The organism is Leifsonia shinshuensis, assembly GCF_013410375.1.
Classification (GTDB): Bacteria; Actinomycetota; Actinomycetes; order Actinomycetales; family Microbacteriaceae; genus Leifsonia; species Leifsonia shinshuensis.
Window position 1 is genome coordinate 2,941,546 of record NZ_JACCFL010000001.1, and the last position, 26,686, is coordinate 2,968,231.

General features: G+C 73.9%; 15 protein-coding genes and 1 pseudogene. 7 read left to right on the forward strand and 9 right to left on the reverse strand.

Annotation, left to right across the window (positions count from 1 at the left end):
- Positions 1–56 precede the first annotated feature (56 nt).
- From HNR13_RS14325 to HNR13_RS14335, 3 genes are read left to right on the forward strand one after another with little or no spacing between them, the layout of a single operon-like run.
- Complete coding sequence (locus HNR13_RS14325; protein ID WP_179606797.1) at positions 57–1,553, forward strand: DUF3375 family protein; 1,497 nt, start codon at positions 57–59, stop codon at positions 1,551–1,553.
- Positions 1,550–2,266, forward strand: a complete 717-nt coding sequence (locus HNR13_RS14330; protein ID WP_179606799.1) for a DUF4194 domain-containing protein — start codon at positions 1,550–1,552, stop codon at positions 2,264–2,266. Before HNR13_RS14325 ends, HNR13_RS14330 begins: the two co-directional genes overlap by 4 nt.
- A complete protein-coding gene (locus HNR13_RS14335) occupies positions 2,263–5,670 on the forward strand; it encodes an SbcC/MukB-like Walker B domain-containing protein (RefSeq protein ID WP_179606801.1) in 3,408 nt (1,135 codons plus the stop codon). The genes HNR13_RS14330 and HNR13_RS14335 overlap by 4 nt, the downstream gene beginning before the upstream one ends.
- A gap of 33 nt (positions 5,671–5,703) precedes the next feature.
- Here the strand turns inward: HNR13_RS14335 and HNR13_RS14340 are convergent, their stop codons facing one another.
- Positions 5,704–6,222, reverse strand: a complete 519-nt coding sequence (locus HNR13_RS14340; RefSeq protein WP_179606803.1) for an isochorismatase family protein — start codon at positions 6,220–6,222, stop codon at positions 5,704–5,706.
- Between the two features lie 75 nt (positions 6,223–6,297).
- Here HNR13_RS14340 and HNR13_RS14345 point away from each other — a divergent pair, with 75 nt between their 5' ends.
- A complete protein-coding gene (locus HNR13_RS14345) occupies positions 6,298–7,437 on the forward strand; it encodes an ROK family protein (protein ID WP_179606805.1) in 1,140 nt (379 codons plus the stop codon).
- Between the two features lie 42 nt (positions 7,438–7,479).
- Here the strand turns inward: HNR13_RS14345 and HNR13_RS14350 are convergent, their stop codons facing one another.
- The 4 genes from HNR13_RS14350 to HNR13_RS14365 form a co-directional block, all read right to left on the reverse strand.
- Positions 7,480–7,953 carry a hypothetical protein gene (locus HNR13_RS14350; protein ID WP_179606807.1) on the reverse strand — a complete coding sequence of 158 codons (474 nt, stop codon included), beginning with the start codon at positions 7,951–7,953 and terminating at the stop codon, positions 7,480–7,482.
- On the reverse strand, positions 7,953–9,146 hold the full coding sequence (locus HNR13_RS14355) for an ROK family transcriptional regulator (RefSeq protein WP_179606809.1): 1,194 nt from the start codon (positions 9,144–9,146) through the stop codon (positions 7,953–7,955). The genes HNR13_RS14350 and HNR13_RS14355 overlap by 1 nt, the downstream gene beginning before the upstream one ends.
- Positions 9,147–9,332: 186 nt before the next feature.
- Positions 9,333–12,308: a UPF0182 family protein gene (locus tag HNR13_RS14360; RefSeq protein ID WP_179606811.1), complete on the reverse strand. Its 2,976-nt coding sequence runs from the start codon at positions 12,306–12,308 to the stop codon at positions 9,333–9,335.
- A gap of 117 nt (positions 12,309–12,425) precedes the next feature.
- Complete coding sequence (locus HNR13_RS14365; protein WP_343063562.1) at positions 12,426–13,565, reverse strand: YlbL family protein; 1,140 nt, start codon at positions 13,563–13,565, stop codon at positions 12,426–12,428.
- 157 nt (positions 13,566–13,722) lie between these two features.
- Between HNR13_RS14365 and HNR13_RS14370 the strand changes: the two genes are divergently transcribed.
- Positions 13,723–15,066, forward strand: a complete 1,344-nt coding sequence (locus tag HNR13_RS14370; protein ID WP_179606813.1) for a zinc-dependent metalloprotease — start codon at positions 13,723–13,725, stop codon at positions 15,064–15,066.
- A 359-nt stretch (positions 15,067–15,425) separates the two neighbouring features.
- A pseudogene (locus HNR13_RS14375) lies at positions 15,426–16,031 on the forward strand (TOMM precursor leader peptide-binding protein); the annotation flags it as partial.
- A 16-nt stretch (positions 16,032–16,047) separates the two neighbouring features.
- On the opposite strand, the gene HNR13_RS14380 reads toward HNR13_RS14375, so the two are convergent.
- Together HNR13_RS14380 and nudC are read right to left on the reverse strand one after the other, a co-directional pair.
- On the reverse strand, positions 16,048–17,781 hold the full coding sequence (locus HNR13_RS14380) for an ATP-dependent helicase (RefSeq protein WP_343063563.1): 1,734 nt from the start codon (positions 17,779–17,781) through the stop codon (positions 16,048–16,050).
- Between the two features lie 10 nt (positions 17,782–17,791).
- A complete protein-coding gene (gene nudC / locus HNR13_RS14385; protein WP_179606815.1) occupies positions 17,792–18,811 on the reverse strand; it encodes an NAD(+) diphosphatase in 1,020 nt (339 codons plus the stop codon).
- A 79-nt stretch (positions 18,812–18,890) separates the two neighbouring features.
- On the opposite strand from nudC, the gene HNR13_RS14390 reads away from it, so the two are divergent.
- Positions 18,891–19,937: a phosphotransferase gene (locus tag HNR13_RS14390; protein ID WP_179606817.1), complete on the forward strand. Its 1,047-nt coding sequence runs from the start codon at positions 18,891–18,893 to the stop codon at positions 19,935–19,937.
- Positions 19,938–20,136: 199 nt separating this feature from the next.
- Here the strand turns inward: HNR13_RS14390 and HNR13_RS14395 are convergent, their stop codons facing one another.
- Both HNR13_RS14395 and HNR13_RS14400 read right to left on the reverse strand, forming a co-directional pair.
- Entirely contained in the window at positions 20,137–23,448 is a 3,312-nt protein-coding gene (locus HNR13_RS14395) for an ATP-dependent helicase (protein WP_179606819.1), read from the reverse strand.
- A 34-nt stretch (positions 23,449–23,482) separates the two neighbouring features.
- Positions 23,483–26,629 carry an ATP-dependent helicase gene (locus HNR13_RS14400; RefSeq protein ID WP_179606821.1) on the reverse strand — a complete coding sequence of 1,049 codons (3,147 nt, stop codon included), beginning with the start codon at positions 26,627–26,629 and terminating at the stop codon, positions 23,483–23,485.
- Between the last annotated feature and the right edge of the window lie 57 nt (positions 26,630–26,686).

Here is a 26,686-nt window from a genome sequence, read left to right on the forward strand (position 1 = left end):
GGGCCGATTTTTGTCTGTGCTGTTACCTGTACCGCGTTGTAGCCCCCGGAGGATGAGTGGACGAGGCTCTCGACGCCGGGCGCGTCGCGGCGGTCTGGGAGGAGCATCCCACCTGGGCGCTGCTGCGCAGCTACAACGGCCGCTGGGTCCTCCCGCTGTTCTCCCGGCACCTGGAGTACGCCGACGGCACGGTCTCGGCGGACTGGTTCCACCAGAAGGTCGCCGAGGCTCTCGACGCGCTGGACGACGACCGCGAGCCGCCGGCCGGCGCCGAGTCGTCCCGCACCTCCCCGATCGAGTACTGCCGCAGCTGGGTGGACAGCCGCTGGCTGATCCGCTCCCGTGCGGGCGCCGGTGAGGGCCGGGCCCGGTACCGGCTGTCGCAGTACGCGCTCCAGGCGCTGCGGATCGTCCGCGAGCTGGCCGAGCCGGACAGCGCCGTCTCCGAGGCGCGGTTCGCGAGCATCGCGCACGCCGTCCACCACCTCGCCGCGCTGACCGACCCCACCGCCGAGTCCCAGCTCGAACGGCTCGACCGGGAGATCGCCGCGCTGCAGGCCCGCCGCGACGCGATCGCGCGCGAGGGCGCCGTCGCGGCCTCCCCCGAGACCGTCGCGCGGCAGGTGCGGGAGGTGCTACGGCTCACCGCCACCCTCCCGGAGGACTTCCGGCAGCTCGGGGCGATGGTCGAGCAGCGCCACCGCGAGGTGGCCCGCGCCGCCTCCTCGCAGCACGTCGGCAAGGGCGCGCTGGTCGACCGCTTCCTGCGCGACAACGACCTCCTGGAGCAGACGCCGGAGGGCCGGGCCTACCGCGGGTTCGCCGCGATGCTGTCCTCGCGCGAGCTGGAGGCGATGCGCACCGACATCGACCGGGTGCTCTCCCGGCCGGCCGCCGCCACCGAGCTGACCGAGCGGCAGCGCGCCCAGCTGGAGACCCTGATCACCTCGCTGCTCGCCGAGGAGCAGGCCGTCCAGGAGACCTACGTGCGCTGGACCTCATCGCTGCGCCGCTTCCTCAGCCGCAGCGGCTCCGACCGCCACGCCCGCCTGCTGGGACTCGCGGCCCGGGCCTTGGACGCGGGTGCGGCCTGGGCGGAGGGCCGCCCCGGGCCCGTCCTGGTGGACGAGGACGTGCTCGGCATCGGCGGCTGGGACCTCGTGGACGTCACCCAGACGCAGCTCTGGCGCGACCGCGGCCGCCCGGAGGTCGGCGTCGCGATCGCCGAGAACGACGACCCGCTGCCCGAGCACGAGCGCGAGGCGCTCCGGCTGGCCGTCGGGACGAGCACCGCGGCCGTGCGCGAGACGATCGACGCGCTGCTCTCCCGCAGCGAGACCGTCACCGGCGCCGACGTGTACGCCGGCACGCCCGCGGAGTTCCGCCGGCTCGGGCTCGCCGTGAGCCTGGTCGAGCTGGCCGCTGAGCACGGCGCCGTCGCCGAGGGCGTCCAGACCGTTCCGCTGGAGCTCGCCGAGAGCACCCGCGAAGTGACCATGCCGCTGCTCGTCTTCGGACGGGACGCGCTCGAGACGGAGGCGGAGGACCGGTGACGGACACGATCGACACGGACACGCTCGAAGACGACCAGACCGACCACGACCGGACCGGCGGCGGGGCGGCGTCCGACGCGCTCCCGCGCGAGGCGCGCACCGCGCTCATCACCCTGCTCACCAGCCGCTTCATCACCCGCGCCAAGCAGCCGGACGCGTGGCGGGGCCTCCTCGACCACGAGGAGGACATCCGCGCGCGCCTGGAGGAGCTGTTCCTGACCCTGCACCTCGACCGGGAGCACGAGGTCGCCTTCAAGCGGCAGAACGGCGAGGACGGCGTCCCCGTGCTGCTGCGCCGCGAGAAGCCGCTGTCCCGCGACGCGTCGCTGCTGCTGGTGCTGCTGCGGCAGGAGCACGCCTACGCCGACGCGCAGGACGAGCCCGTGACCGTGACCCGCGACCACATCGCCGAGTTCCTCGGCCGTTTCCAGGGCGACTCGGCGCACGACGAGGTGCGCGTCGACCGCCGGATCCGCGCCGCCATCGCCGCCCTGGACCGGCTGGAGCTGCTGACCCCGGCGCCGGAGGACCCCGACCTGTTCCTCGTCTCGCCCGCGGTCGTGCCGCTGATCGGGACGACCGAGCTGCTCCACCTGGAGCGGGTGTTCCTCGCCGGAGCCGGCGCGGACGCCCCCGCCCAAGACGCCGGCGCCGACGACACCGACGACGACACCGCCGACACCGCCAGCGAGGCCGAGGAGGCCGCCGAGTGACCGACCTGCCCGCCGACGACGGCCTGCTCCGCCGCGGCCAGTTCCGCATCGAGCTCGTCCAGCTGCTCAACTGGGGCAGCTACGACGGGCTCCACCGCATGCCCGTGGGCCGTGGCGGCATCGCCATCCTGGGCCCGACCGGGCGCGGCAAGTCCACCGTGCTCGACGCGATGTCCGCGGTCATCATGCCGAACCCGCAGGAGTTCAACCGCGCGGCGCGCGACGACTCCCGGCAGCGCTCCGAGCGCACGGTCTACAGCTACGCCCGCGGCAAGACCGACGAGGTGAGGGACGCCGGCTCCGACACCACCACCACGCACTTCCTCCGCCCGCTCGGGACCGCGTTCCCCACCGGCGCCGCCATCACCTGGCGCACCGAGCTCGGCGAGACGATCACCGCGGCCCGGCTGGCCTGGATCGGCCCGGAGACCTCGACGCAGGACGAGGTCACCACTGCGACCGTCTACCTGCTCGCCCACGGCGAGTTCCCGCTCGGACGCCTGAACGAGCTCGTCCAGGAGCCCGGCAGCTCCTCCCCGCTCACGCGCGCCTCCCTCGCCCGGCTGGTGCACCCGGAGCGCGACCTGGTCACCTCCTCGCAGCCGGAGCTGCGGGTGCGGCTGTGCGAGGAGCTCGGGATCGGCGGCAGCGACGAGTCGCAGCTCAAGGCGCTCACGCTGCTGCGCCGCGCCCAGGCGTCCAAGGGCGTCTTCTCGATCGACGAGCTGTTCAAGAGCTTCGTGCTGACCGAGCCGCGCGCCCTGTCCCGCTGGGAGACCACCCTCAGCAGCTACCGCGAGGCGTCGGCCCTCTACGACGTGTTCGAGACCACGCGCCGCAAGCTGGAGGTGCTCGCCGACGTCCCGGCCCGAGCCGAGCAGTACGCGGCAGCCGCGGAGGACGCGACGGGCAAGCGCCGCCTGCTCTCCCCCGCCGACGGCGAGACCGACCCGCGCCTGCGGGTCTGGCTGGCCGAGCGCATCCGCGACTGGGTGTCCGGGCAGGTCGACGACGTGCGCGACCGCAAGCGCGAGCAGGAGACCCAGCGCCGCGAGGCCGAGGCCGAGGAGCGCGCCGCGCACCGCGCGCACCAGGACGCCCAGGCGCGGCTCGCCGCGGCCGGCGGCGACCCGTCCGTTGCGCTCCGCCGCGAGCAGGAGCTCGCCGAACGCATCCTGGCCGCGCAGACCAGGGAGCGCGCGACGGCCGACGCCCTCTTCGCCCGGGCGGGCCTGCCCGCGCCGGAGTCGGCCGAGCACCTGGCGGAGCTGCAGCGCGAGGCGGAGACCCGGCTCGCCGCGGTCACGGCCGACGAGGAGCAGCAGGCGCACCGCTACGAGCTGGCGGGCCGGGTGGACGCCGCGAAGAAAGCCATCGCCGCCGCGACCGCCGAGAAGCGGTCCTTCGAGCAGCGCCGGAGCAACGTCCCCGCCGACGCCGACGAGCGCCGCCGCCGGATCGCCGAGGCCGTGGGGCTGGCGCCGGAGGAGCTGCCCTACGCCGGAGAGCTCTTCGAGGTGGCGCCGGGACGCCGGGACTGGAGCCGCGCGGTGGAGGCCGTGCTCGGCGAGGTCGCCACCCACCTGGTCGTGGACGAGCGCAGCTTCGCCGCCGTCCGCCGCTACGTGAACGACGCCGACCTGCGCGGCCGGGTCGTGCTCGTCCCTGCTGCCGCCGGGCGCGCGCCGGCGCTCGACCCGGTGGACCGGACCGTCCCCGCGCTGCTGCAGTTCGACGACGCCAGCCCGTTCCACGGCTGGCTGCACGACGAGCTGGTCGCCGACCGCAGCGTGCTGTGCGTCGAGACGCCCGAGGAGCTGGACGCACCCCGTCCGGCCGGCGTCTCGGGCGCGGTCACCCGCTCCGGCATGCGCTCCGCGGCGCGCGGCCGGGTCGTCAAGGACGACCGCCGCAGCGCCTCCTGGATCGGACTCGACAACACGCCGCGCATCCACGAGCTCGCCTCCCGCATCGCCGCCCTGGAGGCCGAGCTGGCCGAGGCGCGCGCCGCGTCCGACCGCGCGGAGGCCGAGCACGGCGACGCGCGCCGCCGCAGCGAGGCCCTCGGCGGGGTGCGCGCGATCGAGTGGGACGGCATCGAGGTCGCCTCGCACGCCGCCCGGGTGGCCGAGCTCGCCGAGCAGCTCGCGAACGTCGCGGTCGCGCACCCCGAGGCGGCCTTGCTGCAGGAGGAGGCCGAGCGTCACGACCGCGAGCGCGTCGACGCCGCCAAGCGCGGCGCGGCGCTGCAGGCGCGCGTGGACGAGCTGGAGTCCCAGCACGCCGCCCTCATCGACATCGAGGACAGCATCGCCGACGCGCTGGAGCGCAACAGCCCGCTGACGCCAGAGGAGCGCCTGCTGCTCGGCACGCTCCCCTTCGCCGCGCCGCGCGAGGCGGCCGACGTCGACCACCGCTACGCCGAGGCGCTGGCGGCCCTCCGCGATCAGATCGACGCCCACCAGCAGAGCGTCGAGCACTACGAGCAGCTGCTCGTCGTGACGTTCGAGCGCTACCGCGACCTGGACCCGGCCGCCGAGATCGACGCCTCGATCGAGAGCCTCCCCGCCGTCCAGGCCATCCACCGGATGCTCGTGGAGGACGACCTGCCGCGCGCGAAGGCCGACTGGCTGGTCAAGGCGGGCGCGAGCATGGGCGACAGCCTGCGCGCCCTGCTCACCCAGATCGAGGAGGACGGCCACGCCATCCGCCGCGGCGTCCGCCCGATCTCGAACGCGCTGCGCGGCATCGAGTTCCGGGAGGGCTCGACGCTCGACATCGACCCGCGGCCGGTGTCGAACAGCGACCTGACCGAGTTCACCCGCACGCTGCGCAAGCACACCGCGGGCGCCGCCGGCGCCGACCGCAGGGACGCCGCGGCGATCGAGCGCGACTTCCTCGACCTGCGGCGCGACCTGTCGCGCCTGGAGGAGCGCTCGCGCGCCGGCGAGGCCTGGCGGCGGCGCGTGCTCGACGCGCGCGAGCACTACCAGTTCCGGGCGATCGAGACCCGCGCCGACGGCGCCCAGATCGTCCACGAGGGCGTCGCGGGCAAGTCCGGAGGCGAGGGGCAGGAGCTCATCGCGTTCGTGCTCGGCGCCGCGTTGCGCTACCGGCTCGGCGACGGGACGGACGCCATCCCGACCTACGCCCCGATCGTGCTGGACGAGGGATTCGTGAAGGCGGACAACGAGTACACCGGCCGGGCGCTCGCGGCGTTCCGCGGGCTCGGCTTCCAGCTGATCGTCGGCGCCCCGCGCGACAAGGTGAACGCCTTCGAGGAGCACGTGGAGTCGGTGGCGTACGTGACGGGCGACCCGGCCCGGCCGGGGCTGTCCCGGATCTACTCGCTGAGCATCCGGGAGGCGCTGGAGGGCGAGCGGCTCGGTCTGGCCACCGCCTGACCCCGGGCGACGCGCGGTGCGAGGCCTGCGGCGCTAGGCCCAGGTCAGATCGTCCAGCTCCGGCACCTCCACGCCCGCCGCGACCAGCTCCAGGGTGATGCGCTCGACGATCGCCTCCGCCGGCTCGTCGGCGTCGTAGGTCGTGTGCGCCCCGGCGGGGACGACCACGTCGAAGCCGCGCCGCAACGCGCCGATCGCGGTCGCCTGCACGCAGTGCTCGCTCTGCAGCCCGGCGACCACCACCGTGTCGACGCCCATCGCCCGCAGCACGTCGGCGAGCGCCGGATTGGACTCGAACGCATCGGCGACGTCCTTGCGCACCACCGGCTCGCCCGGCAGCGGCGCGAAGACGAGTTCCCAGCCCGGCGTGCCCGGCTCGTCGGGCTCGCCGCGGGCGCCGTCGTTCTTCACGTGGACGATCGAGGCGTCCGCGTCCCGCGCCGCGTCGAGCAGGTCGGACAGCACGACCCGGAACTCCCCCGCCCCCGCGACGGCGGTCTCGCCTTCGAGCAGGTTGCGCTGCACGTCGACGAGGATGAGGCCATATCCCATGCGCTCCATCATGCGCCGCATTCGCTAGGGTCGTAAACCGTAGCGGGCCGACGGGCCGGCGCCGCGAGGAGGACTGTGGCAGAGGATCACGCCAAGGCGACGCACTCCGTCGTGCGCGAGCACAACCTGACCAGCGCGCTGCAGCTCGTGCTGTCTGGGGAGGGCCTCGCCACGCGGGCGAGCATCGCGCGGCGAACCGGGCTCACCTCCGCCACCGTCTCGTCGCTCCTCGCCCGGCTGATCGGCGACGGCCTCGTGGTCGAGGGCAGCCTCGCGGAGAGCACGGGCGGCAAGCGCGCGACCACGCTCCGCGTCGACGCCGCCCGCAACGTGCTGCTGTCGGTGATCGTCCAGCCCGGGCTGGTGCGCGGCGCCGTCGTCGACCTGCTCGGCGACGTGGTGCAGACCGTCGCCCACCGCACCGCGGCGACCGCGACGGTGGAGGACGTGCGCTCGGTCGTCCGCCGGCTCGCCGCGGCGACGACGGCGCGGGTCGTCGCCGTCGCCGTCCAGGTCCCGGGGATCGTGGACGCCGACCTGATCCGCGAGAGCGTCCAGCTCGGCTGGGTGGACGTCGACCTCGGCCGCGAGCTGGCCGGCATCGTGTCGGCGCCGGTGCACCTCGTCAACGACGCCGACGCGGAGGCGATCGCCGACTACGCGATCTCCGACGAGTTCGGCGCCAACCAGCTCTTCGTCTCCCTGAGCACGGGGGTGGGAGCCGCCGTCATCGTGGACGGCGACGTCCTCGCCGGCGCCACCCACCGGGCAGGAGAGATCGGCCACGTCCCCGTCCTGTTCGGCGAGGACGCGCCGCTGTGTGCGTGCGGCAACCGCGGCTGCCTCGAGGAGGTCGTCTCGGTGACCAGCCTGCTCGGCCTCCCCCACGGTGCGGATCTGGAGGCGGTCGACGTCGCCGCCCTCGCCGCCCTCCCGGAGTCGCGCGAGCGGATCGCCGCGGGCGCCCGGGTGCTCGCCCGGGCGCTCCTGATGGTCGGGGCCGCCCTGGACGTGCCCAACGTCGTCCTCGGCGGCGCGGCGCCGAAGCTCGGACCCGACTTCATCGGGCACGTGCGCGCCGAGGCCGCCCGGCACCCCGTCCGGGCGGCGATGCCGCTCAGCTTCCGCTACGCGAAGACGGCGCAGGAGCAGCCGTTCCGCGGCGCGGCGCAGTACGCCCTGCAGGCGACCCTCGGGGTCAGCTGGGCGCGCTGAGCGCCGACGCGAGGATGAGGTCCGGCGTTCGCGCTCCAGCCGTCACGCCCCGCAGAGCAGGCGCAGCAGCGCCTCGCCGCGCGCCCGGTCGCAGCCGCCGGTCGCGATGTCGGCGTAGCCGCCGACGTCCTCCGGTCCCAGCTCCACGACGAGCACGCGGGCGCAGCTCGCCCGGACCGCGTCGACCACGTCGCGCTGCCAGCGGGCGGCGCCGATCCCGGCGCCGAGGACGATCACCGGCGTCCCGGTCGCGAGCACCAGCTCCGGCGGGTCGTCCCTGTCGACGTCGATCACCGGGTTGCGCGACCAGAGCGCGTCCTCCGGGGAGCCGGGCGCCGTCCAGGCCTCGGCCAGGGTGTACCAGCGCGGAACGCCGAGGCGCTCGTTGTCCACGCTCGCCAGCCGCACCACCGTGCAGCGGGCGCGGAAGGCGGGGAGCGCGTCGCGGACGCCCGCCCCGAAGCGGAAACCGGCCGGGCCGGCCGCGATCGGGGGCGCCTCCGCGACGAGGGTCATCAGGACACCCCGAGCTGCGCGGAGAGCACCATGACGACGCAGCCGCGGAGCACGATGTCCCTCCCCTGGCTCGTCATCCGGATCGTCACATCGGAGTGGAAGCCGGCCATCGTGCGGTTGCGGAGCGTCTCGCGGACCGCGTCGATCAGCGTTCCGGCGAGCAGGTCGTCCGGGCCGCTCAGGACCACCTCGGAGAGGTTGAGCGCTCCGACGATGGGCGCGAGGGCGACGCCGAGCCGCTGGCCGGCCTGGCGCAGCACCGGCTCGACGGGCTCGCCCGCGAGGGCGGCTGCGGCGACCTTGGACTCCAGCCGCGGGACGGCGAGCCAGGCCTCCAGGCACTTCTCCCGGTCGTACGGGCCCTCGGCGCCGTCGTCCGTCCCGACCATGACCTGGCCGATCTCGCCCGCGGCGAAGCGGCTGCCGAAGACCAGGGCCCCGGCGACGAGGAGACCCGAGCCGACGCCGTGCCCGACCTTGACGAGCATCATGTCGCCCTGCGCGTCGGCGAAGCCGTGCTCGGCGAGCACCGCGACGTTGGCGTCGTTCGCGACGAAGACGGCGAGCCCGGTGCGCTCGGCGAGGCGCTGCTGCAGCGGCTCGTCGGTCCAGCCGAGGTTGGGAGCGGCCACGACCGTCCCGGTCGCGTCGACGATGCCGGGCGAGCCGATGCCGATCCCGAGGATGGGCGCGGTCGCCGCGGCGACCAGCTCGTCGACCAGCGCGAGGACCTTCTCCGTGGCCTCCTCGCCTCGGCTGCCGGCCAGAGCGACCTCCGCCGAGCGGAGCACCGCGCCGTCGATGTCGAGCACCGCGCCGCGGAAGACGGCGTGCTCGCTGAGGTCGACGCCGACGATCTGCGTCGCGGCGCGGTTCACATCCAGCAGCACGGCCGGCTTGCCCGGACGGGCGTCGTCGCGCTGACCGAGCTCGATGACCAGGCCCTCCGCGATCAGCTCGCCGACGAGGTCGGAGATCGTGACCCGGGTGAGCCCGGTCTCCCGCGCCAGGTCCGCCCGGCTGGCGCGGCCGTCGCGGTAGAGCGACTGCAGCACAAGGGAGCGGTTGTGGTTGCGGGCGTGCTCGGGCAGCACCTTGGTGCGCGGACGCAGCGCGCGCCCCGGCACCAGGACGCCGTCGGCGCCGACCGGGCGGCGATCGGCTCCGGAGCGCCGGGCTTCGTCGATGAGCATGTTTGTTAGTAAAGTAGACAATCAAAGTCCGCGCAAGGGTTTCGCCCTGAAATACCGGCCGGGCCGCACGCTTTCGTACGAATCGGGCCCGGACTTAGTACAGCGCCTGAACATACGGAACGACCCGCACCGACGCGGTGCGGGTCGTTCCGTCGGGCAGCCGGGCGTCGAGCGCCTGGCCGCGGCCTACTTCTTGGGCGTCGAGGACGGCGCCGGGGTCGGCGTCGCCGTCGAGCCGGACTTGGATCCGGTGGAGGACCCGGCGCCTTCCGCGGCGATCGCGGCCTGCAGCGCCTGCTGCAGCTGCGCGTCCGCCGCGCCGTACGCCGCCCAGTCGCCGTTCTTGAGCGCGGTCTCGCGCGCCGCGAGCGCCGCCTTGGCGGCCTGCAGCGCCTGCTGCAGCGCGGTGTTGTTCACCGTCCCCGTCCCGGAGCCGGTGCCCGAGCCGCCGGATCCGCCGCTGGTGCCTCCCCCGCCGGTCGCGGGGATGTTGTTGTCGCCGGCGGTCGCTCCCGAGTCGCCGCCGAACAGCGAGTCCAGGGCCTTGTCGAGCGTGTCCTCGAAGGCGATCTTGTCGCCGAACGCGACGAGCACCTTCTGCAGGATCGGGTAGCTCGTCTCCCCGGTCGACTTGACGTAGACCGGCTGGACGTAGAGGAGGCCGCCGCCGACCGGCAGCGTCAGCAGGTTGCCGTTGATCACGTCGGTCTTGCCCTGCCGGAGCAGGTTGAGCTCCTGCGAGACGGTCGGATCGGAGTTGAACGTGTTCTGCACCTGACCCGGCCCGGGTATGGTGTCGCTCGACGGCAGGGACAGGAGTCTGAGCTTGCCGTAGCCCGACGACACCGTGCCCTTCGTCGAGCCCGCGTCCGCATCGACCGCCAGATAGCCCTTCAGGATCGAGCGACTGGAATCGCTGGCGGCCTGAGGGATGAACGTCGAGTACAAGGAGAACGACGGCGAGGTCTGCCCCGGCATCTGCAGCGTCAGGTAGTACGGCGGCTGCAGCGTCGGGTCGGACGGCGACGAGGTCGGGTCGTTCGGCGTCGTCCAGGCGTCGTCGCGCGAGTAGAAGGAGCCCGCGTCCGTGACGTGGTACTGGCCGAGCACCGCGCGCTGCACCTTGAAGAGGTCGGACGGGTACCGGACGTGGCTGAGCAGCTGGGCGCTCATGTCGCTGATCGGCTTGACCGTGGTCGGGAAGACCTTCTCCCACGTCTTCAGCACCGGGTCCTTGGCGTCCCACGCGTAGAGCTGCACGGAGCCGTCGTAGGCGTCCACCGTGGCCTTGACCGAGTTGCGGATGTAGTTGATGTCGTCGAAGGCGTAGGCCGGCTTCGGCGTCTCCGTGTCCGCGATGGCGTCGCTCAGGCTGCCGACGTGCGAGTACGGGTACTGGTCGCTCGTCGTGTAGCCGTCGATGACCCACTTGATCCGCCCGTCGATCACCGCCGGGTAGGCCTGGGAGTCGAGCGTCAGGTAGGGCGCGACTTTCTGGACGCGCTTGATCGGGTCGCGGTCGTAGAGGATCTGCGAGTCGCTGTTCACGGCGTCGGAGAGCACGATCTGCTCGTCCTGGAACTTGAGCGCGTAGACCAGGCGCTTGAAGACGTTGTCGAGCTTCGGGCCGCCGTTGCCGGCGAACGTGGTCGCCGTCTGCTGCGCGTTGTCGGGGCCGCCCGGGTAGTCGAGCTCCACCGGCTTGGAGCCCTTCGGCGCACCGACGATCGAGTAGGTCGGCGACTGCTGGCCGAAGTACACCCGCGGCTCGTACTGGCCGAGCGTCCCGGTGCTGGGGATGCCGGACTCCATGAACACCGGCTGGCCGTCGCTGGAGCGCTGGTTGCCGTAGGCCGCGACCATCCCGTAGCCGTGGGTGTAGACGACGGTGTCGTTGAACCAGCTCCGGCTGGTGAGCCCCGACTGGTTGAGCTCGCGGACCGCGACCACGGCGTCCTGCTCGTTGCCGTTGATCCGGTACCGGTCGACGTTGAGGTTGCGGGGAAAGGCGTAGTACTGGCGGAACTGCTGCAGCTGCTGGAACGACGGGCTGATCACGGCCGGGTCCATGATGCGGATCTGCGCGGTGGTCTGCGCGTCCTGGCGGAGGGCGCCCGGCTGCGTGTTGGTGGTCGCCTGGTACGGGATCACGTCGATGTTGCTGAGCCCGTAGGCGTCGCGCGTGGCGTTGATGGAGCGCTGGATGTACGGCGTCTCCAGGGTCTTCTGGCTGGGGTCGACCTGGAAGCGCTGGACGACCCACGGGTAGATGGCGCCGACGACGAGCGCGGCGACGATCAGGAGCGCGGTGCCGACGAGCGGGAAGCGCCAGCGCCCGATGAACGCGGTGGCGAAGAACATGATGGCGACGAGCACTGCGATCCCCGCCAGCACGGCGCGGGCCGGGATGGTCGCGTTGACGTCGGTGTACGCCGCACCGTTGATCATGTCGTTGACGTTCGAGTCGGTGACGGCGGCGTAGCGGTCGAGCCAGATGCTGATGCCCTGCAGCAGCAGGTACAGGCCGGCGATGACCGAGATCTGGACGCGCGCGGCCCGGGAGATGCGGACCTCGCGGCCGCTGACCCGGACGGAGCCGTAGAGGTAGCAGGTCGCGAGCGTCGCCAGCAGCGCGATGAGGACGACCGCCGAGGCGAAGCCGACGGCGCTGCGGTAGAACGGCAGAGCGAAGAGGTAGAAGCCGATGTCGAGGTGGAAGAGCGGGTCGCTCTTGCCGTACGACGTGCCGTTCAGCCACATCGCGGCGGCCTGCCAGCGGCTGGCCGCCGAGACGCCGGCGAAGATGCCGAACACGATCGGGATGCCGTACATCGCGAGCCGGCGCAGCGGCTCGACGACCTGCTGGTAGCGGTCGAGCTGGGTGTTCAGCTTCGCGTAGACCGGGCGCAGCCGGTAGGTGAGCTGGATGGACAGCCAGAGCGGGATGGCCATCGCGAAGAACCCGATGAAGAACATCGCCGTGCCCGCGAACCACTGGGTGGTGAGCACGTTGAGGTACCCGAGCTGCTGGTACCAGAGGATGTCGGCGTACAGCCCGGCGAAGACGAAGAACAGGATCACCAGCGCCACGACCACCCCGAGAGTGATCCAGATGGCGGCCCGGCGACGTCCAGGGGGTCGAACTGCGGCGGTTGAACTCACGTGTGGGCCCTCTTGCTCTTCGTGGGGTGACTCAGAGGTCCATCCTAGGCGGGCGTCGCTTGGAGAATGCTGCGGCCCGGCGGTGAACAGCCGGGACGTGCGCCGAGTGCGGGCGGGTCAGGACGCGGGGCAGGTGGGGAGCTTCGCGGTGCTCGCGCCGCTGCTCACGGCCTCCAGCACGGCGAGCGAGTCCTTCAGGGTCTTCACCGCGAACACGTGCAGGCCGGAGGGGATGTGCCCGGTGACCTCGTCGCAGTTCGAGGCGGGCGCGAGGAAGTAGCTCGCTCCTCCGGTGTCGCGCGCCGCGTACATCTTCTGCCGGATCCCGCCGATCGGCCCGATGGTGCCGACGTTGTCGATCGTGCCGGTGCCGGCGACCTTCCTGCCGCCGTTGAGCTTGTCCGGCGTCAGCTTGTCGATGATCCCGAGCGCGAACATCTGGCCGGCGCTGGGGCCGCCGACGTTGTTGAGCTGGATGTTCACGTCGAACGGGAACGTGTAGTCCATCCCGGCGCCGATCCCGAGCACGACCTGGCCCTGGGTCTCGGTGGGCGTGATCGAGACGGTGGACGCGGCGCCGGAGCGCACGATCCCGATCTCGGCGGCCTTGCCCGTGCCGTTCTCGTTGACCGCCGCGCGGAGGGCGGCGACGCTCTCGATCTCCTTGCCGTTGACGCTGGTGATCTCGTCGCCGGTCTTCAGCACCTTCGCGGCCGGCGTGCCGGGGATGAGCTGCTTGACCGCGACGGCCTGCGGGAAGTGGTAGCCGAGCTGGTTGAGGGCGGCGGCGATGGCGTCCTGCTGGGAGTCGGTCATCAGGGCGGCGTTCGCGGCGTTGGACTGCTCGGTGGTGGTGCCCGGCGGGAACACGGCGTCGATCGGCTGCACGGCGCGGCTCGGGTCGAACCACGCGGTCATGATGTCCAGCCAGCTCGGCCGCTGGTCCGGGTTGCCGACGACGGAGACGGTGAGCAGGTCGAGCGACCCGGCGGTCGGATAGGTCTTCTGGCCGGGGATGCTGATCAGCGGCTTGGCGTTCGCCGCCGGCGGCGTCCCCACCGCCTGGTCGGTGCCGAGCGTGTTGAAGACGGGACCGGGCTGCTCGATGACGAACGGGGCCGGCGCGATCGCCAGCACGAGGGCGAGCGCGACGGCGACGGCGATCGAGACCCAGCCGATGATCGCGCGACGCGAGGGGGCCACCCTGCCGTGCCCGCCGGGAGGCACGGGGTGGTCGTCGTCGGTGAACAGGGTCACGCGCTGTCCCTTCGGTCGTGTTCGCCACGGGCGCACAGCCCACGGCTCGGCCCGAGCCGATTCTCACCCGGCTCGCGGTGATCTCGGGCTAGCGTAGATGCCAAGCCTGGAAAGCCGTAATCGCACGGCCGGATCCAGCCGAGACGAGGGGCGCGCGATGTCCGACGAGCCGAACAAAGAACCGGACGACGAGTTCCGGGACATGCTGCGGGAGTTCCTGTCCGGCGACTCCTCCATCGACCCGAGCCAGCTCGCCGGAGCGGCCGGTCTGCCCAACGACCCCGCGGCCATCCAGCAGCTGCTCGGGCAGCTGCAGAACGCGTTGATGAACCCGGGCGGCGGCATCAACTGGGACCTGGCCTCCCAGCAGGCCCGCACGCTCGCCGGCGAGGGCGCCCACCCGGTCACCCCGGCCGAGCGCTCGGCGCTCGACCAGGCCTTCCACGTCGCCGCGCTCTGGCTCGACGAGGCCACGACGGTGGCGGGGCTCTCCACCCAGCCCGAGCTCATCGGCCGCGCCGAGTGGGCCCGGCAGACCATGCCGCTCTGGACCCAGCTCGCCGAGCCCGTCGCGCTCAGCATCTCCGACGCGCTCACCCGCGTTCTCACCGAGCAGGCGCCGGAGGAGATGCAGGGCATGATCCAGAACGCCGGCCAGGTGATGCGCTCGGTCGGCGGCGCCCTGTTCGCCATGCAGCTCGGCCAGGTGGTCGGCCAGCTCGCCAAGGAGGTCGTCTCCGGCGGCGACATCGGCATCCCGCTGCTCGCCGACGGCACGGCCGCGCTCATCCCGCAGAACGTCGCCGAGTTCGGCGAGGGCCTCGACATCCCGACCGACCAGGTGCAGCTCTACCTCGCGGTGCGCGAGCTCGCGCACGCCCGGCTGTTCCGGCACGCGAAGTGGCTGCGGCTGCAGCTCATCACCCAGATCACCGCGTTCGCGCGCGGCATCACGATCGACACCGACCGGCTGGAGTCGCTCGCCGAGAGCTTCGACCCGTCCAACCCGGAGGAGCTGCGCGAGGCGATGGTCTCCGGAGCGCTCATCCCGCCCAAGACCGAGGAGCAGCAGGAGGCCCTCGGTCGCCTGGAGACGGTGCTCGCGCTGGTCGAGGGCTGGGTCGACGTGGTCACCGCGGGAGCCACCCGGCTACTGCCGAAGGCCGACGCGATCGCCGAGACGGTGCGCCGCCGGCGCGCGGCCGGCGGCCCGGCCGAGTCGGCGTTCTCGACGCTGGTCGGCCTCGAGCTGCGCCCGCGCCGGCTCCGCGACGCGGCGGCGATGTGGCAGGCCGTCACCGACGCCGTCGGGCAGGAGGCCCGCGACCGGCTCTGGTCGCACCCCGACCTGCTCCCCCAGGCCGCCGACCTCGACGACCCGGCCCGGCTCGTCGCCCGGCTCACCGCCGCGGCCACCGGCCAGGAGCCCGAGCGCGACGAGCTCGACCAGGCGATCGAGGACCTGCTCCGCGGCGACGGCGACGGCCCGACCGAGGACTGACCCCACCACCCGCGGCCAACCACCCGCGGCCAGCGGAGGAGATCCGCCCGTCCAGCACGCGGATCTCCTCCGCACGCTGCCGCCACCCGGCGTGTCGGCGCCGATCTCCTCCGTTGCCCACCTGCGGATGAACCGCGAGGCGTGCGAGACCTGTGGATAACCGTCTCGGGGCCGTCCCCCCACGGCAGGATGGCGGGATGGTCCACAAGCTCGACCCCAGCATCCCTCGGGTGTGGCGCACGCCGCGCACCCTCCAGTTCGGCGTCGAACGGCCCCGCCTGATCCTCGAACCGGTCGGCGCGGCCGAGGAGCGGTTGATCGCGGCGCTGGCGGCCGGGGCGACGCCCGGCGCCCTGCGGATGATCGCCCGCGGCGCGGGAGCGGGGCCGGCCGCGGTCGACGCCCTGCTCGCGCGGCTGCGCCCCGTGCTGGAGACCCGTCCGGACGCAGAGCCCGGCGACGCGCCGATCGTCGTCCTCGACGGCAGCGGCCCCACGGCGGCCCGCATCCTCGCCCTGCTGCGGGAGGCTGGGGTCGACGTGCGCAGCGGTCTCGCCGCCGACGATCCCGCCGTCGACCTCGCGGCGGCGGCCGTCCTCGTCGGCGCGTACGCGATCGCGCCGCACCGGCACCAGCGCTGGCTGCGCCGCGACGTCCCGCACCTGGCGGTGGTGTTCGGCGACGGCGGGGTGACCGTCGGCCCGTTCGTGCGGCCCGGCGACGGCGCGTGCCTGCGCTGCGTCGACCTCCACCGCCGGGACGCCGACCCGGCCTGGCCGGCGCTCGCGGCGCAACTCCACACCCGGCCGCTGCCCGGCGAGACGGAGCTGGTGTGCGGCGCGGCGGCGTCGGCCGCGGCCGGCGCGGTCCTCGCGCTGCTGCGTGGCACGCAGGATCGCTCGGACGCCGCGTTGCGCTACGACGCGACCGCCGCGCGCTGGTCGGAGCGGCGGTGGGAGCCGCACCCGGAGTGCGGGTGCCTCACTCCGCTCGCGGAGCCTGCGCCCGCACCGGAGCCAGTTCCGCGAGGAACCGCGAGGCCTGGCGCGTCACCGGGCGGCCGGGCTGGGTTCCGCGCTGCGCCCAGCTCAGCCGCAGCCGGTGCCTGGCGCGGGTGATGCCCACGTACAGCAGGCGACGCTCCTCGTCGATCTGCTCGAAGCTGGAGGCGTAGCTGATCGGGACCAGCCCCTCGGAGAGCCCGACCACGTAGACGGAGTCCCACTCCAGGCCCTTCGCCGCGTGCAGCGTGGCCAGGGTCACCGCGGCCATCGTCGGCTCGTGCTGACCGGCCTGGCGGGCCATCAGCTCGTCGGTGAAGCGTCGGAACGTCGCGCCCTCCGGCATCTCGTCGACCAGTCCCATGATCGCGTTCAGCGACTCCCAGCGCTCCCGCACCGCTCCGCGGCCCTCCGGAGGCTGCACGGACCAGCCGAGCGTCCGCAGCACGTCGCTGACCGACTTGAACAACGGCTCGTCGGTCGCCGCGACGCTCGCCGCGCGCAGCGTCATCACCGCCTGACGCACCTCCGGCAGGTCGAAGAAGCGCTTCGAACCGCGCAGTTGGTAGCTGATGCCGAGGTCGCCGAGCGCCTGCTCCAGGGCAGCCGCCTGCACGTTCACGCGGTAGAGGATCGCGATGCTCTCCGGCCGCGCGCCCGCCGCCAGCTCCGCCGCGATGCTCCCGGCGACGGCCCGGGCCTCCGCGCGGTCGTCCTCGAACGCCGCGGGCGCCGGCACCTCGTCGCCCGGCTTCGCCTCGTGGACCGCGTGCAGGGTGAGCGCCCCCGATCGTCCGCGCATCAGCCGGTTGGCGGTGTCGATGACCGCCGGCGCCGACCGGTAGTTCTGCTCCAGTCGCACCACGGTCGCCCCGGGGTGCTCCCGCTCGAAGTCCAGCAGGTACTCGCTGCGGGCGCCGGCGAACGAGTAGATGGTCTGGCTGGCGTCGCCGACGACGCAGAGGTCACGTCGGGTGCCGAGCCACAACCGGAGGAGGTCGTGCTGCAGCGGGGAGACGTCCTGGTACTCGTCCACGACGAAGTAGCGGTACTGCTCGCGCACCTGCAGCGCGACGGACGGCTCGGTCTCGATCATGCCGGCGCAGACCAGCAGCACGTCCTCGAAGTCGATCTGCTTGCGCTCGTCCTTGAGCTCCTCGTAGGTCCGGTGCAGGTCGACCAGCTGCTCCGCCTTCAGCGTCCCGGGCAGCGGCCGGGAGGCCAGCGCCGCGGCGTACTCGTCCAGCCCCAGGCTGGACACCTTGCGCCACTCGATCTCGGCGGCGACGTCGCGGAGCGTCGCGGTGTCTACGCGCAGCCCCAGCTTCTCTGCGGCGTGGCCGAGCACGCGGCCCTTGCCGTCGAGCACGCTCGGGAGCTGCCCGCCGACGACCTGCGGCCAGAAGTAGTTCAGCTGCGCCAGCGCGGCGGCGTGGAAGGTCCGGGCCGACACTCCCCCGGCGCCGAGCTGCCGCAGCCGCCCGCGGAGCTCGGCGGCGGCGCGGTTGGTGAAGGTCAGCGCCATCACCCGGTTCGGCGTGAACGCCCCGGAGGCGACCCCGTAGGCGATGCGGTGGGTGATCGCGCGGGTCTTGCCCGTGCCGGCGCCCGCCAGGACGCACACCGGGCCGAACAGCGCCTCCGCGGCCACGCGCTGCTGCGCGTCCAGCCCGGCCAGCAGGCCGTCGGGACCCGACGCCGTCACCGTGCTCACGGCGTCGCCCTCACAGCGCGGGCGGCTCGTCGAGCGGGCCGCCGTACCAGTCCTCGATCAGCGCGCGGGCGATGGACGACCGGCCGGGCAGGATGATCTGCTCCCTGGCCTCCCACAGCTCGTCGCGGCTGAACCAGCGCAGGTCGAGGATCTCCTCGCCGTCCGGCGCGAGCGCCGCGGGCGGCTGGTCGTCGGCCAGCCGCGCCGTCATGCCGACCATGACGGAGGCCGGGAACGGCCACGGCTGCGAGCCCTTGTAGCGGGCGTCGGTCACCCGGACGCCCGCCTCCTCGAAGATCTCGCGCTCCACGGCCGACTCGAAGGACTCGCCCGGCTCCACGAACCCGGCCAGCAGCGAGTAGCGCGAGTGCTCCCACATCGCGTTCGAGCCGAGCAGCAGCCGGTCGTCGGCGTCGAGGACGGTGACGATCACGGCGGGGTCGGTGCGCGGGAACACCTCGGAGCCGTCCTCGAAGCAGCGCCGCACCCAGCCGGCCTGCTCCACCACGGTGGGGGTCCCGCAGCGCGGGCAGTGCGTGTGCGAGGCGTGCCAGTTCGCGATGGCGAGGGCCTCGGTGAACAGGCCTGCGTCGCGGTCGCTCAGCGCGGTGGCGACCGTGCGGAGGTTGCCCCAGCGCGCCTCGTCGGGCTCCAGCTCGGTCGCGGCGGCGTCGGTGAGGACCTCCAGGACCACCGCGGACCCGGCCGGCTGGCCCGGGGCGTCCACGAGCGTGCGGCCGAGGTAGACGCGCACGAGCGCGGCCGTCACCCGCTCCACCGGGAGCAGGTCGAGCTCGGCGGGACCGGCGTCCGGAGCGCTCCAGCCGTCGGAGGCCGGCGTCGCCGCCGGCACGCTCTCCGGGGTCAGCAGCGCTCGGCCCTTCCAGAGCGCGAGGACCCGGGTCGTCGGTTCCTCCCAGAGCTCGTCGAACAGCGCGGGACGCGAACGCGCGGCGTGATCGCGGTCGATCGCGTGGCGCGAGAGCGGGAGCGCGGCGAGCGGCAGCGCGGACGTCGATGCGGACGACATCGGGATCCCTTCGAAGCGTGGAGGAGTTGCAAGGCGTGGCGGAACTGCCCACGCGCGGATGTCCATTTAGCCTAGGTCCATGGCCAGATCCCCTCTCACTCTAGCCGCGCTGGCCAGCTCGGCCGTGCCCGACCTGACTGTCACCGCGACCCGCGCGCACACCGCGGACGGAGCGGGCGAGTTCGACTCCGCCGTGCTCACCGCGGCCGACGGGAGCGCCCGCATCGTGCGCGTCCCGCTCACCCAGGCGGCCGAGACCGAGCAGAGCTCCGACCTCGTCGCCCTGCGCGCGCTGACGACCGGCATCCGCAGCCGCCTCCCGTTCGACGTGCCGACCTACCTGGGCCAGGCGCCCGTCGGGGGCACCCGCGCCATCGTCTACGACTTCCTGCCCGGCGAGCACGTCGCCGTCGAGGACATCCCCCCGGGCGACGGACTGGCCGGGTCCATCGGGCACGCGATCGCCGCGATCCACACCCTGCCGACCAGCTTCGTCGGAGAGGCGGGGCTTCCCGTCCTCTCCGCCGCCGAGTGCCTGTCCTCGACCGCGGCGCTGATCGAGTCCGCCGTCTCGACCGGCAAAGTCCCCGCGGCCCTGCGCGACCGCTGGCGCGACGCCGTCGCCGACCACTCCGTCTGGCAGTTCCAGCCCACGGTCATCAACGGCGCGCTGACCGCCGACTCGTTCCTGATCGACGGGGAGTCGGTCTCCGCGGTGCTCGGCTGGTCGGCGCTGCGCGTCGGCGACCCGGCCCGCGACCTGCACTGGCTGCTCGCCATGGACCCGGAGGCGACGGACGGCGCGCTCATCGCCTACGCCACCACCCGCCAGGTCGCCACCGACCGCCAGTTCACCCAGCGCGCGATGCTGTACGCCGAGCTGGAGGTCGCGCGCTGGCTGCTGCACGGCCGCGAGCTCCGCGACCAGAGCATCGTGGACGACGCGGTGGAGATGCTCGACGGCCTGGTCGACCGGGTGCACAGCAACACGGTCACCCCGCTCTCGACGGCCACCGGCCCGATCATGGCCGTAGACGACGTCGAGGCAATGCTCGACCGCACCCCCGGCGACCGCTCCGCGGCCCGCCCCGGCGGCATGCGCCCGGTCGACGACCAGGCCGGCTGAGCCTCCGTCGGCAACTCCGGAACTCCGCCGCCGGAGTTCCCCGAAATGCCCGTTCAACCGGACATCCACCCCGAAACGGCCCCGATCTCCGGAGTTACAGACGGCCACTGCGTCGCGAATTCCGGAGATCCGGGCCTCCCGCAGCCCGATCTCCGGAGTTACGGATGATTCGGGCGGGTGAGCGGAGGGGACTCCGGAGTTACGCGCCCCGGACCTGCCCCCACAGCTCGACCAGCTCCGCCTCCGAGTACAGCCGCTCGGGCCGGACGACGCGGTCGTCGGCGACGAAGTAGAACACGGCGTCGATGCGCGCCGGGTCGATCCCCGCGTGCTTCGCGTAGGCGAGCCGGTACAGGGCCAGCTGGAGCTGCTTGCGCTCCAGGTCGGCCGCGTCGCGCGGAGCCTTGCCGGTCTTCCAGTCCACGATCTGCACGTCGTGGCGGCCGTCGGAGACCGCGTAGACCGCGTCCAGCTTGCACACGATCACCTGGCCGGCGAGCGTGACGTGGATCTCCAGCTCGACCTCGGCGGGAGCCCGGTCGGCCCACTCGCTCGCGGCGAACGTCGCTTGCAGCTCAGCCAGCGCCTCGGCGCCCAGGATCTCACCCGCGGGATCGTCCAGCTCGGCCACCGCCGCGTCGAGCGCGTCCGTCGCTCCCCCCGCGACGCCGTAGCGCTCCTCCACCCAGCGGTGGAACAGCGTGCCCAGCCGGGTCTGGCGGTAGGGCCGCTCCGGCATCGGGCGGCGCAGCTGGGCGGCGACGCCGGCGGGGTCGCTGACGAAGTCCTTGAACCGGGAAGCCGGGATGCGCGCGGGCAGCTCCACCAGCCCGTCCTCCGCCTCGCGCCTGGCCCGCTCGGCGAGCAGCAGGTCGACGTCGAGGGCGTACACGCCGCCGTCGCCCGGACCGCGCTCGCGCGCCGCCTGTACCGCGGCGGCGGCCGCCTCCACCCGCGTGCGTCGCACGCCGAGCGGGTCGAGCGGCCACAGCACCGTGCGGGACTCCGGCGCCAGCGGGTTCTCGTCCGGCTCGTCGCAGGGCGGGAAGGCGTCCTCGGGCAGCAGCCCGGCCTGCTGCAGCTCCAGGAGGTAGGCGCCGGGCGACCGGGGCCGGGACTGGGTGGACCAGTACGAGCCGGTCAGCAGCAGGCTGCGGCGCGCGCGCGTGACGGCGACGTAGATCAGCCGGCGCTGCTCCTCCAGGTGGCGGGCCACGTTGGCGGCCTCGAAGGCGGAGATCGCCTCGTCCACCTGCTTCTGGTCCTCGGCGTTCCGCCACGGCAGCACCGGCAGTTCGGCGGAGTCGCCGCGGAACTCGTTGGGGAGCTGGCCGAACGCCAGCCAGCCGCGCTTGCTCTGCGGCGGCCCGGGCAGCTCGCCCTCGACCATCCGCGGCACGGCGACGACGTCCCACTCCAGGCCCTTCGCGCCGTGGATGGTCAGGATCTGCACTGTCCCGGGCTCCGGGTCCTCGCTGCGCGGCGCCAGGTTGTCGCGCTGCTCGGCCTCCGCCAGCCAGGCCAGGAACGACCCGAGCGTGGCCCGGTCGTCGCTGGCCAGGTACGACGCCACCTGCTCGGCGAAGGCGTCGAGTGAGGCCTGCCCGAGCTGGGCGGTCTCATTGGCGGCGACCTCGATGTCCAGCCGCAGCTCCTGCTGCACGAGCGTCACGAGGTCGAGGAGGTCGAGCCCGGCGCGCGAGCGCAGCCGGTCGAGCTGGCCGCCCGCCGCCCGCAGCCGCTCCAGCCCGGCCGGGCTGAAGTCCGCGAGCTGGCCGTGACCCTCCGGCGCCTCCACCACGAAGTCGAGCGCGTCGACCAGGGAGGCGGACTCCTCCGCCACCACCGAGCCGCGCAGCCGGTCGCGGACGTCCGGGTCGAGAGCCTGGAAGCGGTGGTCGCGCGCGGCCAGCCAGCTCGCCACCCGGCGCAGCGCCGCGATGTCGCGCGGTCCGACCCGCCAGCGCGCCCCGGTCAGCAGCCGGATCAGCTCGGAGCCCGCGGTCGGGTCGTGCATGACCCGCAGCGCGCTGACCAGGTCGGCGATCACCGGCTGCTCCAGGAGGCCGCCGAGCCCGAGGACGTGGAAGGGCACGCCCTGCGCCGTGAGCGCCGCGGTGAACGCGTCGATCTTCTTGATGGACCGGCAAAGCAGGGCGGCCGAGGGCGGCATCCCCTGCGCATCCCGCTGGGCCAGCCGGACGCGCAGCCACTCGGCGATCGCCGCCGCCTCGTCCTCGACAGTCTGGCCGAACGCGTGGTCGAGCTCGCCCGCGATCGCGCCGGGCCGCGGCTGGAGCTGCTCGACGTGCACCGGCGAGTCGGCGGACAACGGGGCGACGAGCGCGTTCGCCGCGTCCAGCACCGTGGTCGGGTTGCGCCAGCTCGTGCTGAGCGCGAACGACTCCGCGCCGTCCTTCGCCCCGGTGAAGTCGAGGGCGAACCGGCCCAGGTTGGCCGCGCTCGCCCCGCGCCAGCCGTAGATCGACTGGTGCGGGTCGCCGACCGCCATCACCGGCTGCCCGGCGAACAGCGACGACAGCAGCCGGGTCTGCACGACCGAGGTGTCCTGGTACTCGTCCAGCAGCACCACGCGGTAGCGGCGGCGGTAGTCCGCCACGACCTCCGGCAGCCGCTCGCACACCGCCAGCGCGAGCGCGACCTGGTCGGAGTACTCGACGAAGCCGCGGCGGCGCTTCTCGTCCGCGAACCGCTCCGCGAGGTCGAGCAGCGGCGGCAGCGAGCCGACCGCGGCGACCGCGGTGCGGACGGAGGCGTAGGCGTCCTTCACGCGGCCGCTGCCGGTCGGCAGCTCGAGCAGCCGGCCGAAGCCCTCCACCATGCGGTGCACGTCGCGGGCGTCGGCGACGTTCTCGCTGAGCGCGCGGCTGAGGTCGAGGACGGCGGTGGTCACCGCGTCCACGCTCTTGTCGAGCTCGACCAGCCGCTCGTCGTCGCAGGCCACGACGACGCGGCGGGCGAGCTGCCAGGCGGACGCCTCGCTCAGCACGGCGGATTCCGGCTCCCGGCCGATCAGCAGGGCGTTCTCGCGGAAGATCGCGTTCGCGAAGGCGTTGTAGGTGGCGATCTCCGGGGCGTCGAACGGGTCGAAGACCACGTCGGTGAGGCCGGACGCCGCCAGCTGCTCGATGCGGCGGCGGACCCGCTCCGCGAGCTCTCCCGCCGCCTTGCGAGTAAAGGTCAGGCCCAGGATCTCGGGGACCCGGACCAGGCCGTTGGCGAGCAGCCAGACCACCCGGTTCGCCATCGTCTCGGTCTTGCCGCTGCCCGCTCCGGCGACGACGATCGCGGGCGCGAGCGGCGCCTCGATGACGGCCTGCTGCTGCGCGGTCGGCCGCGGCAGGCCGAGGGCGTCGGCGATCTCGGCGGCGCTCAGCCGGCGGGACGGCCGCTGCGGATCGGGGGCCGCGGCCTCGGCCGCGAACGCCAGCTCGACCAGGTCGAGGCCGGGCTGGTCGTCGGCGAGCTCCAGGAGGCTGTCGTCGTTCATCGTGTCGTCTCCGCTGTCATGCGCTCTCCCCCGCTCATGCGCTGACCGCCGGCACCAGATGGATGCGGTACGCGTAGGCGGCATGCGGGTCCCGGTCGCCCAGGTCGACCACGCCGGCGAAGGTCGCCCCCGCCATGCCCTCGGCCGCGCGCGCGACGCGCTCCTCCAGCCGGGCGAGCCCCTCCGCGTCGACGCGGTCCTGGGCCACCTCGCGGTAGGCCTTGCCGCGCACGCCCTTGGCGACGAAGAGCAGCTTGGCGCCGCCCGGAGGAAGGTCTCCCTGGCCGACGGCGTCATGCTCGACCGCGCCGTGCTCCAACGCGAGCTGGTACACCCCGAGCTGCGCGTGCGACGCCGTCTCCGCGGCGGACGGCACCGTGCGCCCGGTCTTCAGGTCGACGATCACGACCGTGCCGTCCGGCGTCTGCTCGACGCGGTCGATCTTGCCGCTGATCCTGGCCCGGCCGAGGTCGAGCTGGAACGCGCCCTCCGAGCCGAGCAGCCGGCCGCCCGCGCGGCCGAAGTCGCGCAGGTACTCCGACACGCCCGCCACGAGGCCGCGGGTGCGGCGGCGCTCGCGCTCCTCGATCCACGGCGACTCGAACTGGAGCTGCGCCCAGCGGCGCTCGATGCCCGACCAGAGCACGTCGACGCTCGTCTCGTCCGTCTCGGCGGCCTCCTCCATGACGGCGTGCACCACGGTGCCGATGCCGGCGGCGAGACCGCTCGGGGAGGCGGCCATCTCGTCCACGAACCAGGCCAGCGGGGACTTCTCGAAGGTTCCCAGCCGCGACGGAGACACCTTCACCATCGCCTCCGGGTCGTCCAGGTCGATCAGGGGCGCGTCGGTGGACGGCTCGGCGAGCCCGTACCAGTCGGCGGGATCGGCGCCCTCCACCCCGGCGTCGGCGAGCCGGGCCAGCGCGTCGGCGGCGTCGGGCGAGCCGGTCGTGACCAGTCGGCGGCGCAGCCGGCCGACCATGCCGCGCAGCGACAGCGGGTGGATGCCGGGATCGTCGTCCTCGACGGCGAGCTCGCCGGCGAGTCGGAGGAACGGCGAGGGCTGCTCGTCGTCGTTGGCCGTGGCGGTGAGCAGCACCTGGGTGCGGGCGCGGGACACCGCCAGGGCGAACATCCGCAGCTCATCGCTCAGCACCGCCGCCCGCTGGTCCGCTGTGTCGGCGCCGTCGTCCGCGGAGTCCGCTCTGCGCCCGGCGAGCGCGTCGTCCAGCTCCTGCGGGTGCAGGAGGGAGCCGCGCAGCCGCAGGTTCGGCCACACGCTCTCCTGGAGGCCGGCGACGGCGACCACGTCGAACTCCCGGCCGACCGTGGCGCTCGGCGTGCAGACCAGCACGGCGTCGCCGGTCGTGCGCGCCGCGAGGGTGTCCTCCGGCACCTCGGCGCCGAGCAGCTCGATCACGAAGTCCGAGGCCGGGCGCTCCGGGGACCGCTCCACGAAGCGACGGGCCGCGGTGAACAGGGCCACGACGCCGTCGAGGTGGCGGTCGGCCTCGTCGGCGACGATGCCGGAGCGCTCGGACTGCTCCAGCCAGCGCGCGGCGAGGCCGCTGCGCTCCCAGGCGTGCCAGAGCAGCTCCTCGATCGTGGCGCCGGCCGCCGCCTTCTCGCGCCCGCCGCGCAGGGTCTCGGCGAGCCGGGCGGCGCGGCGGGCGGGCGACGAGTCGATGGTGGCGAGGTTGGCGGGCGTCGCCAGCGCCTCGACCAGGAGGTCGTCGCCGGCGCGGTTGCCGTCGCCCGCCAGCTCCTCCTGGCGCAGCGCGAGCCGGAGCCGCCGGAGGCTGATCGCGTCGAGCCCGCCGAACGGCCCGAGCAGCAGCTCGGTGGCGACCGCCGGGGTGAGCTCGATCGCGCCGAGCGCGACGCCCGCGATCGTGATGAGCTGCCGGGCGGCGTAGTCGTCGCGCAGCGGGCGCCCGGCGATGCTGGTGGTGGTCGGCACCTCCGCCACGGCGAGCGAGCGCGCGAGTCCCGGGATGTGCGCGCCCGAGCGCACGACGACCGCCATGCGGTTCCACGGCACGCCGTCGATGAGCCGCCGCTCGCGCAGCAGCCGGGCCAGCCGAGCGGCCTCGGCCGGGGCGGACGACGCCTTCACGACCACGACGGCGGGACCGGCGTCCTCCGGCTGCTCCCGCCCGGCGATGGCCACCCGGTGGACGCCGGCCGCCGCGGCGCCGATCCGCTCGGTGACGCGGGAGGTCAGCTCCCGCAGCGCAGGCGTCTGCCGGTGGGCGGTGCCGAGCACGAAACGGGTGACCGGGACGCCGAGCCGGGCGCCGAGCTGGCCGAGCGCGGCGACCTCCGCCCCGCGGAAGGTGGTGGACGCGACGTCGGGGTCGCCGAACGCGACGACCGCGATGCCGCGGGCCGCCACGGCGCGCAGCAGGGCGATCGTCGCGACGGTCGCCTCCTGGAGGTCGTCGACGAACAGCGCGCGGAGGCCGTCGAGCGAGCTGCCCTCCGCCACAACCGGCACCGCGGAGGCGATCAGCTCGGCGGAGTCGACGTAGCCGCCGCGGAAGCTGTCGAGGACGCTCTGGTACTCCGCGATGAAGCGCCCGGCGGCCCGCCACTCGTCCCGGCCGGTGATCGCGCCGAGCTCCGCCAGCCGCGCCGGCGACACGCCGCGCTCGGCGCAGCGGCCGATCAGCTCGCGCAGCTCGGTCCGGAAGCCGCGCAGGATCCGGACCTCCGGCCCGAGCGACGGCGGCCAGACCGGGCCGCCCCCGTCCTCGAGGTGACCGGCCAGCAGCTCGGCGATGATCTGGTCCTGCTCGCCGCCGGTGAGCAGGCGCGGGGGCTCCCAGCCGTTCCGCCTGGCCTGCTCGCCCGCCAGCTGGAACGCGAGGGAGGTCGCGGTGCGGGCCAGCGGCCCGGGCGTCGGCACGCCGAGCCGCAGGGCGATCCGGTCGCGCAGGGCGGTCGCCGCCGTGCGGGACGCGCTCAGCGCGAGCACCTCCGAGGCGGCGTAGCCGCGCTCGTGCACGCGCTCGGCGATCGCCTCCACCAGGACCGAGGTCTTGCCCGTCCCCGGCGCGCCGAGCACCGCCGCCGACGCGCCGTCGGACAGCGCCAGGACCGCACGCTGGTCGTCGTCGAGCTCCAGGACCGGGCCGCCGGCCGCGGCGTCGGCGCGCGGACGGAAACCTCGGGTGGACATGCATTCACGGTAACGGCGTCCGCCGACAGAGAACGCGATCCGAGCCCGCGAGCCGCG

Bases quoted from the DNA above. Each gene is read 5' to 3' on its own strand.
- HNR13_RS14340 (WP_179606803.1), bottom strand. From the start codon at position 6,222: ATGGGATATGGCCTCATCCTCGTCGACGTGCAGCGCAACCTGCTCGAA.
- HNR13_RS14350 (WP_179606807.1), bottom strand. From the start codon at position 7,953: ATGACCCTCGTCGCGGAGGCGCCCCCGATCGCGGCCGGCCCGGCCGGT.
- HNR13_RS14355 (WP_179606809.1), bottom strand. From the start codon at position 9,146: ATGCTCATCGACGAAGCCCGGCGCTCCGGAGCCGATCGCCGCCCGGTC.
- HNR13_RS14370 (WP_179606813.1), top strand. From the start codon at position 13,723: ATGTCCGACGAGCCGAACAAAGAACCGGACGACGAGTTCCGGGACATG.
- nudC (WP_179606815.1), bottom strand. From the start codon at position 18,811: ATGTCGTCCGCATCGACGTCCGCGCTGCCGCTCGCCGCGCTCCCGCTC.
- HNR13_RS14390 (WP_179606817.1), top strand. From the start codon at position 18,891: ATGGCCAGATCCCCTCTCACTCTAGCCGCGCTGGCCAGCTCGGCCGTG.
- HNR13_RS14395 (WP_179606819.1), bottom strand. From the start codon at position 23,448: ATGAACGACGACAGCCTCCTGGAGCTCGCCGACGACCAGCCCGGCCTC.
- HNR13_RS14400 (WP_179606821.1), bottom strand. From the start codon at position 26,629: ATGTCCACCCGAGGTTTCCGTCCGCGCGCCGACGCCGCGGCCGGCGGC.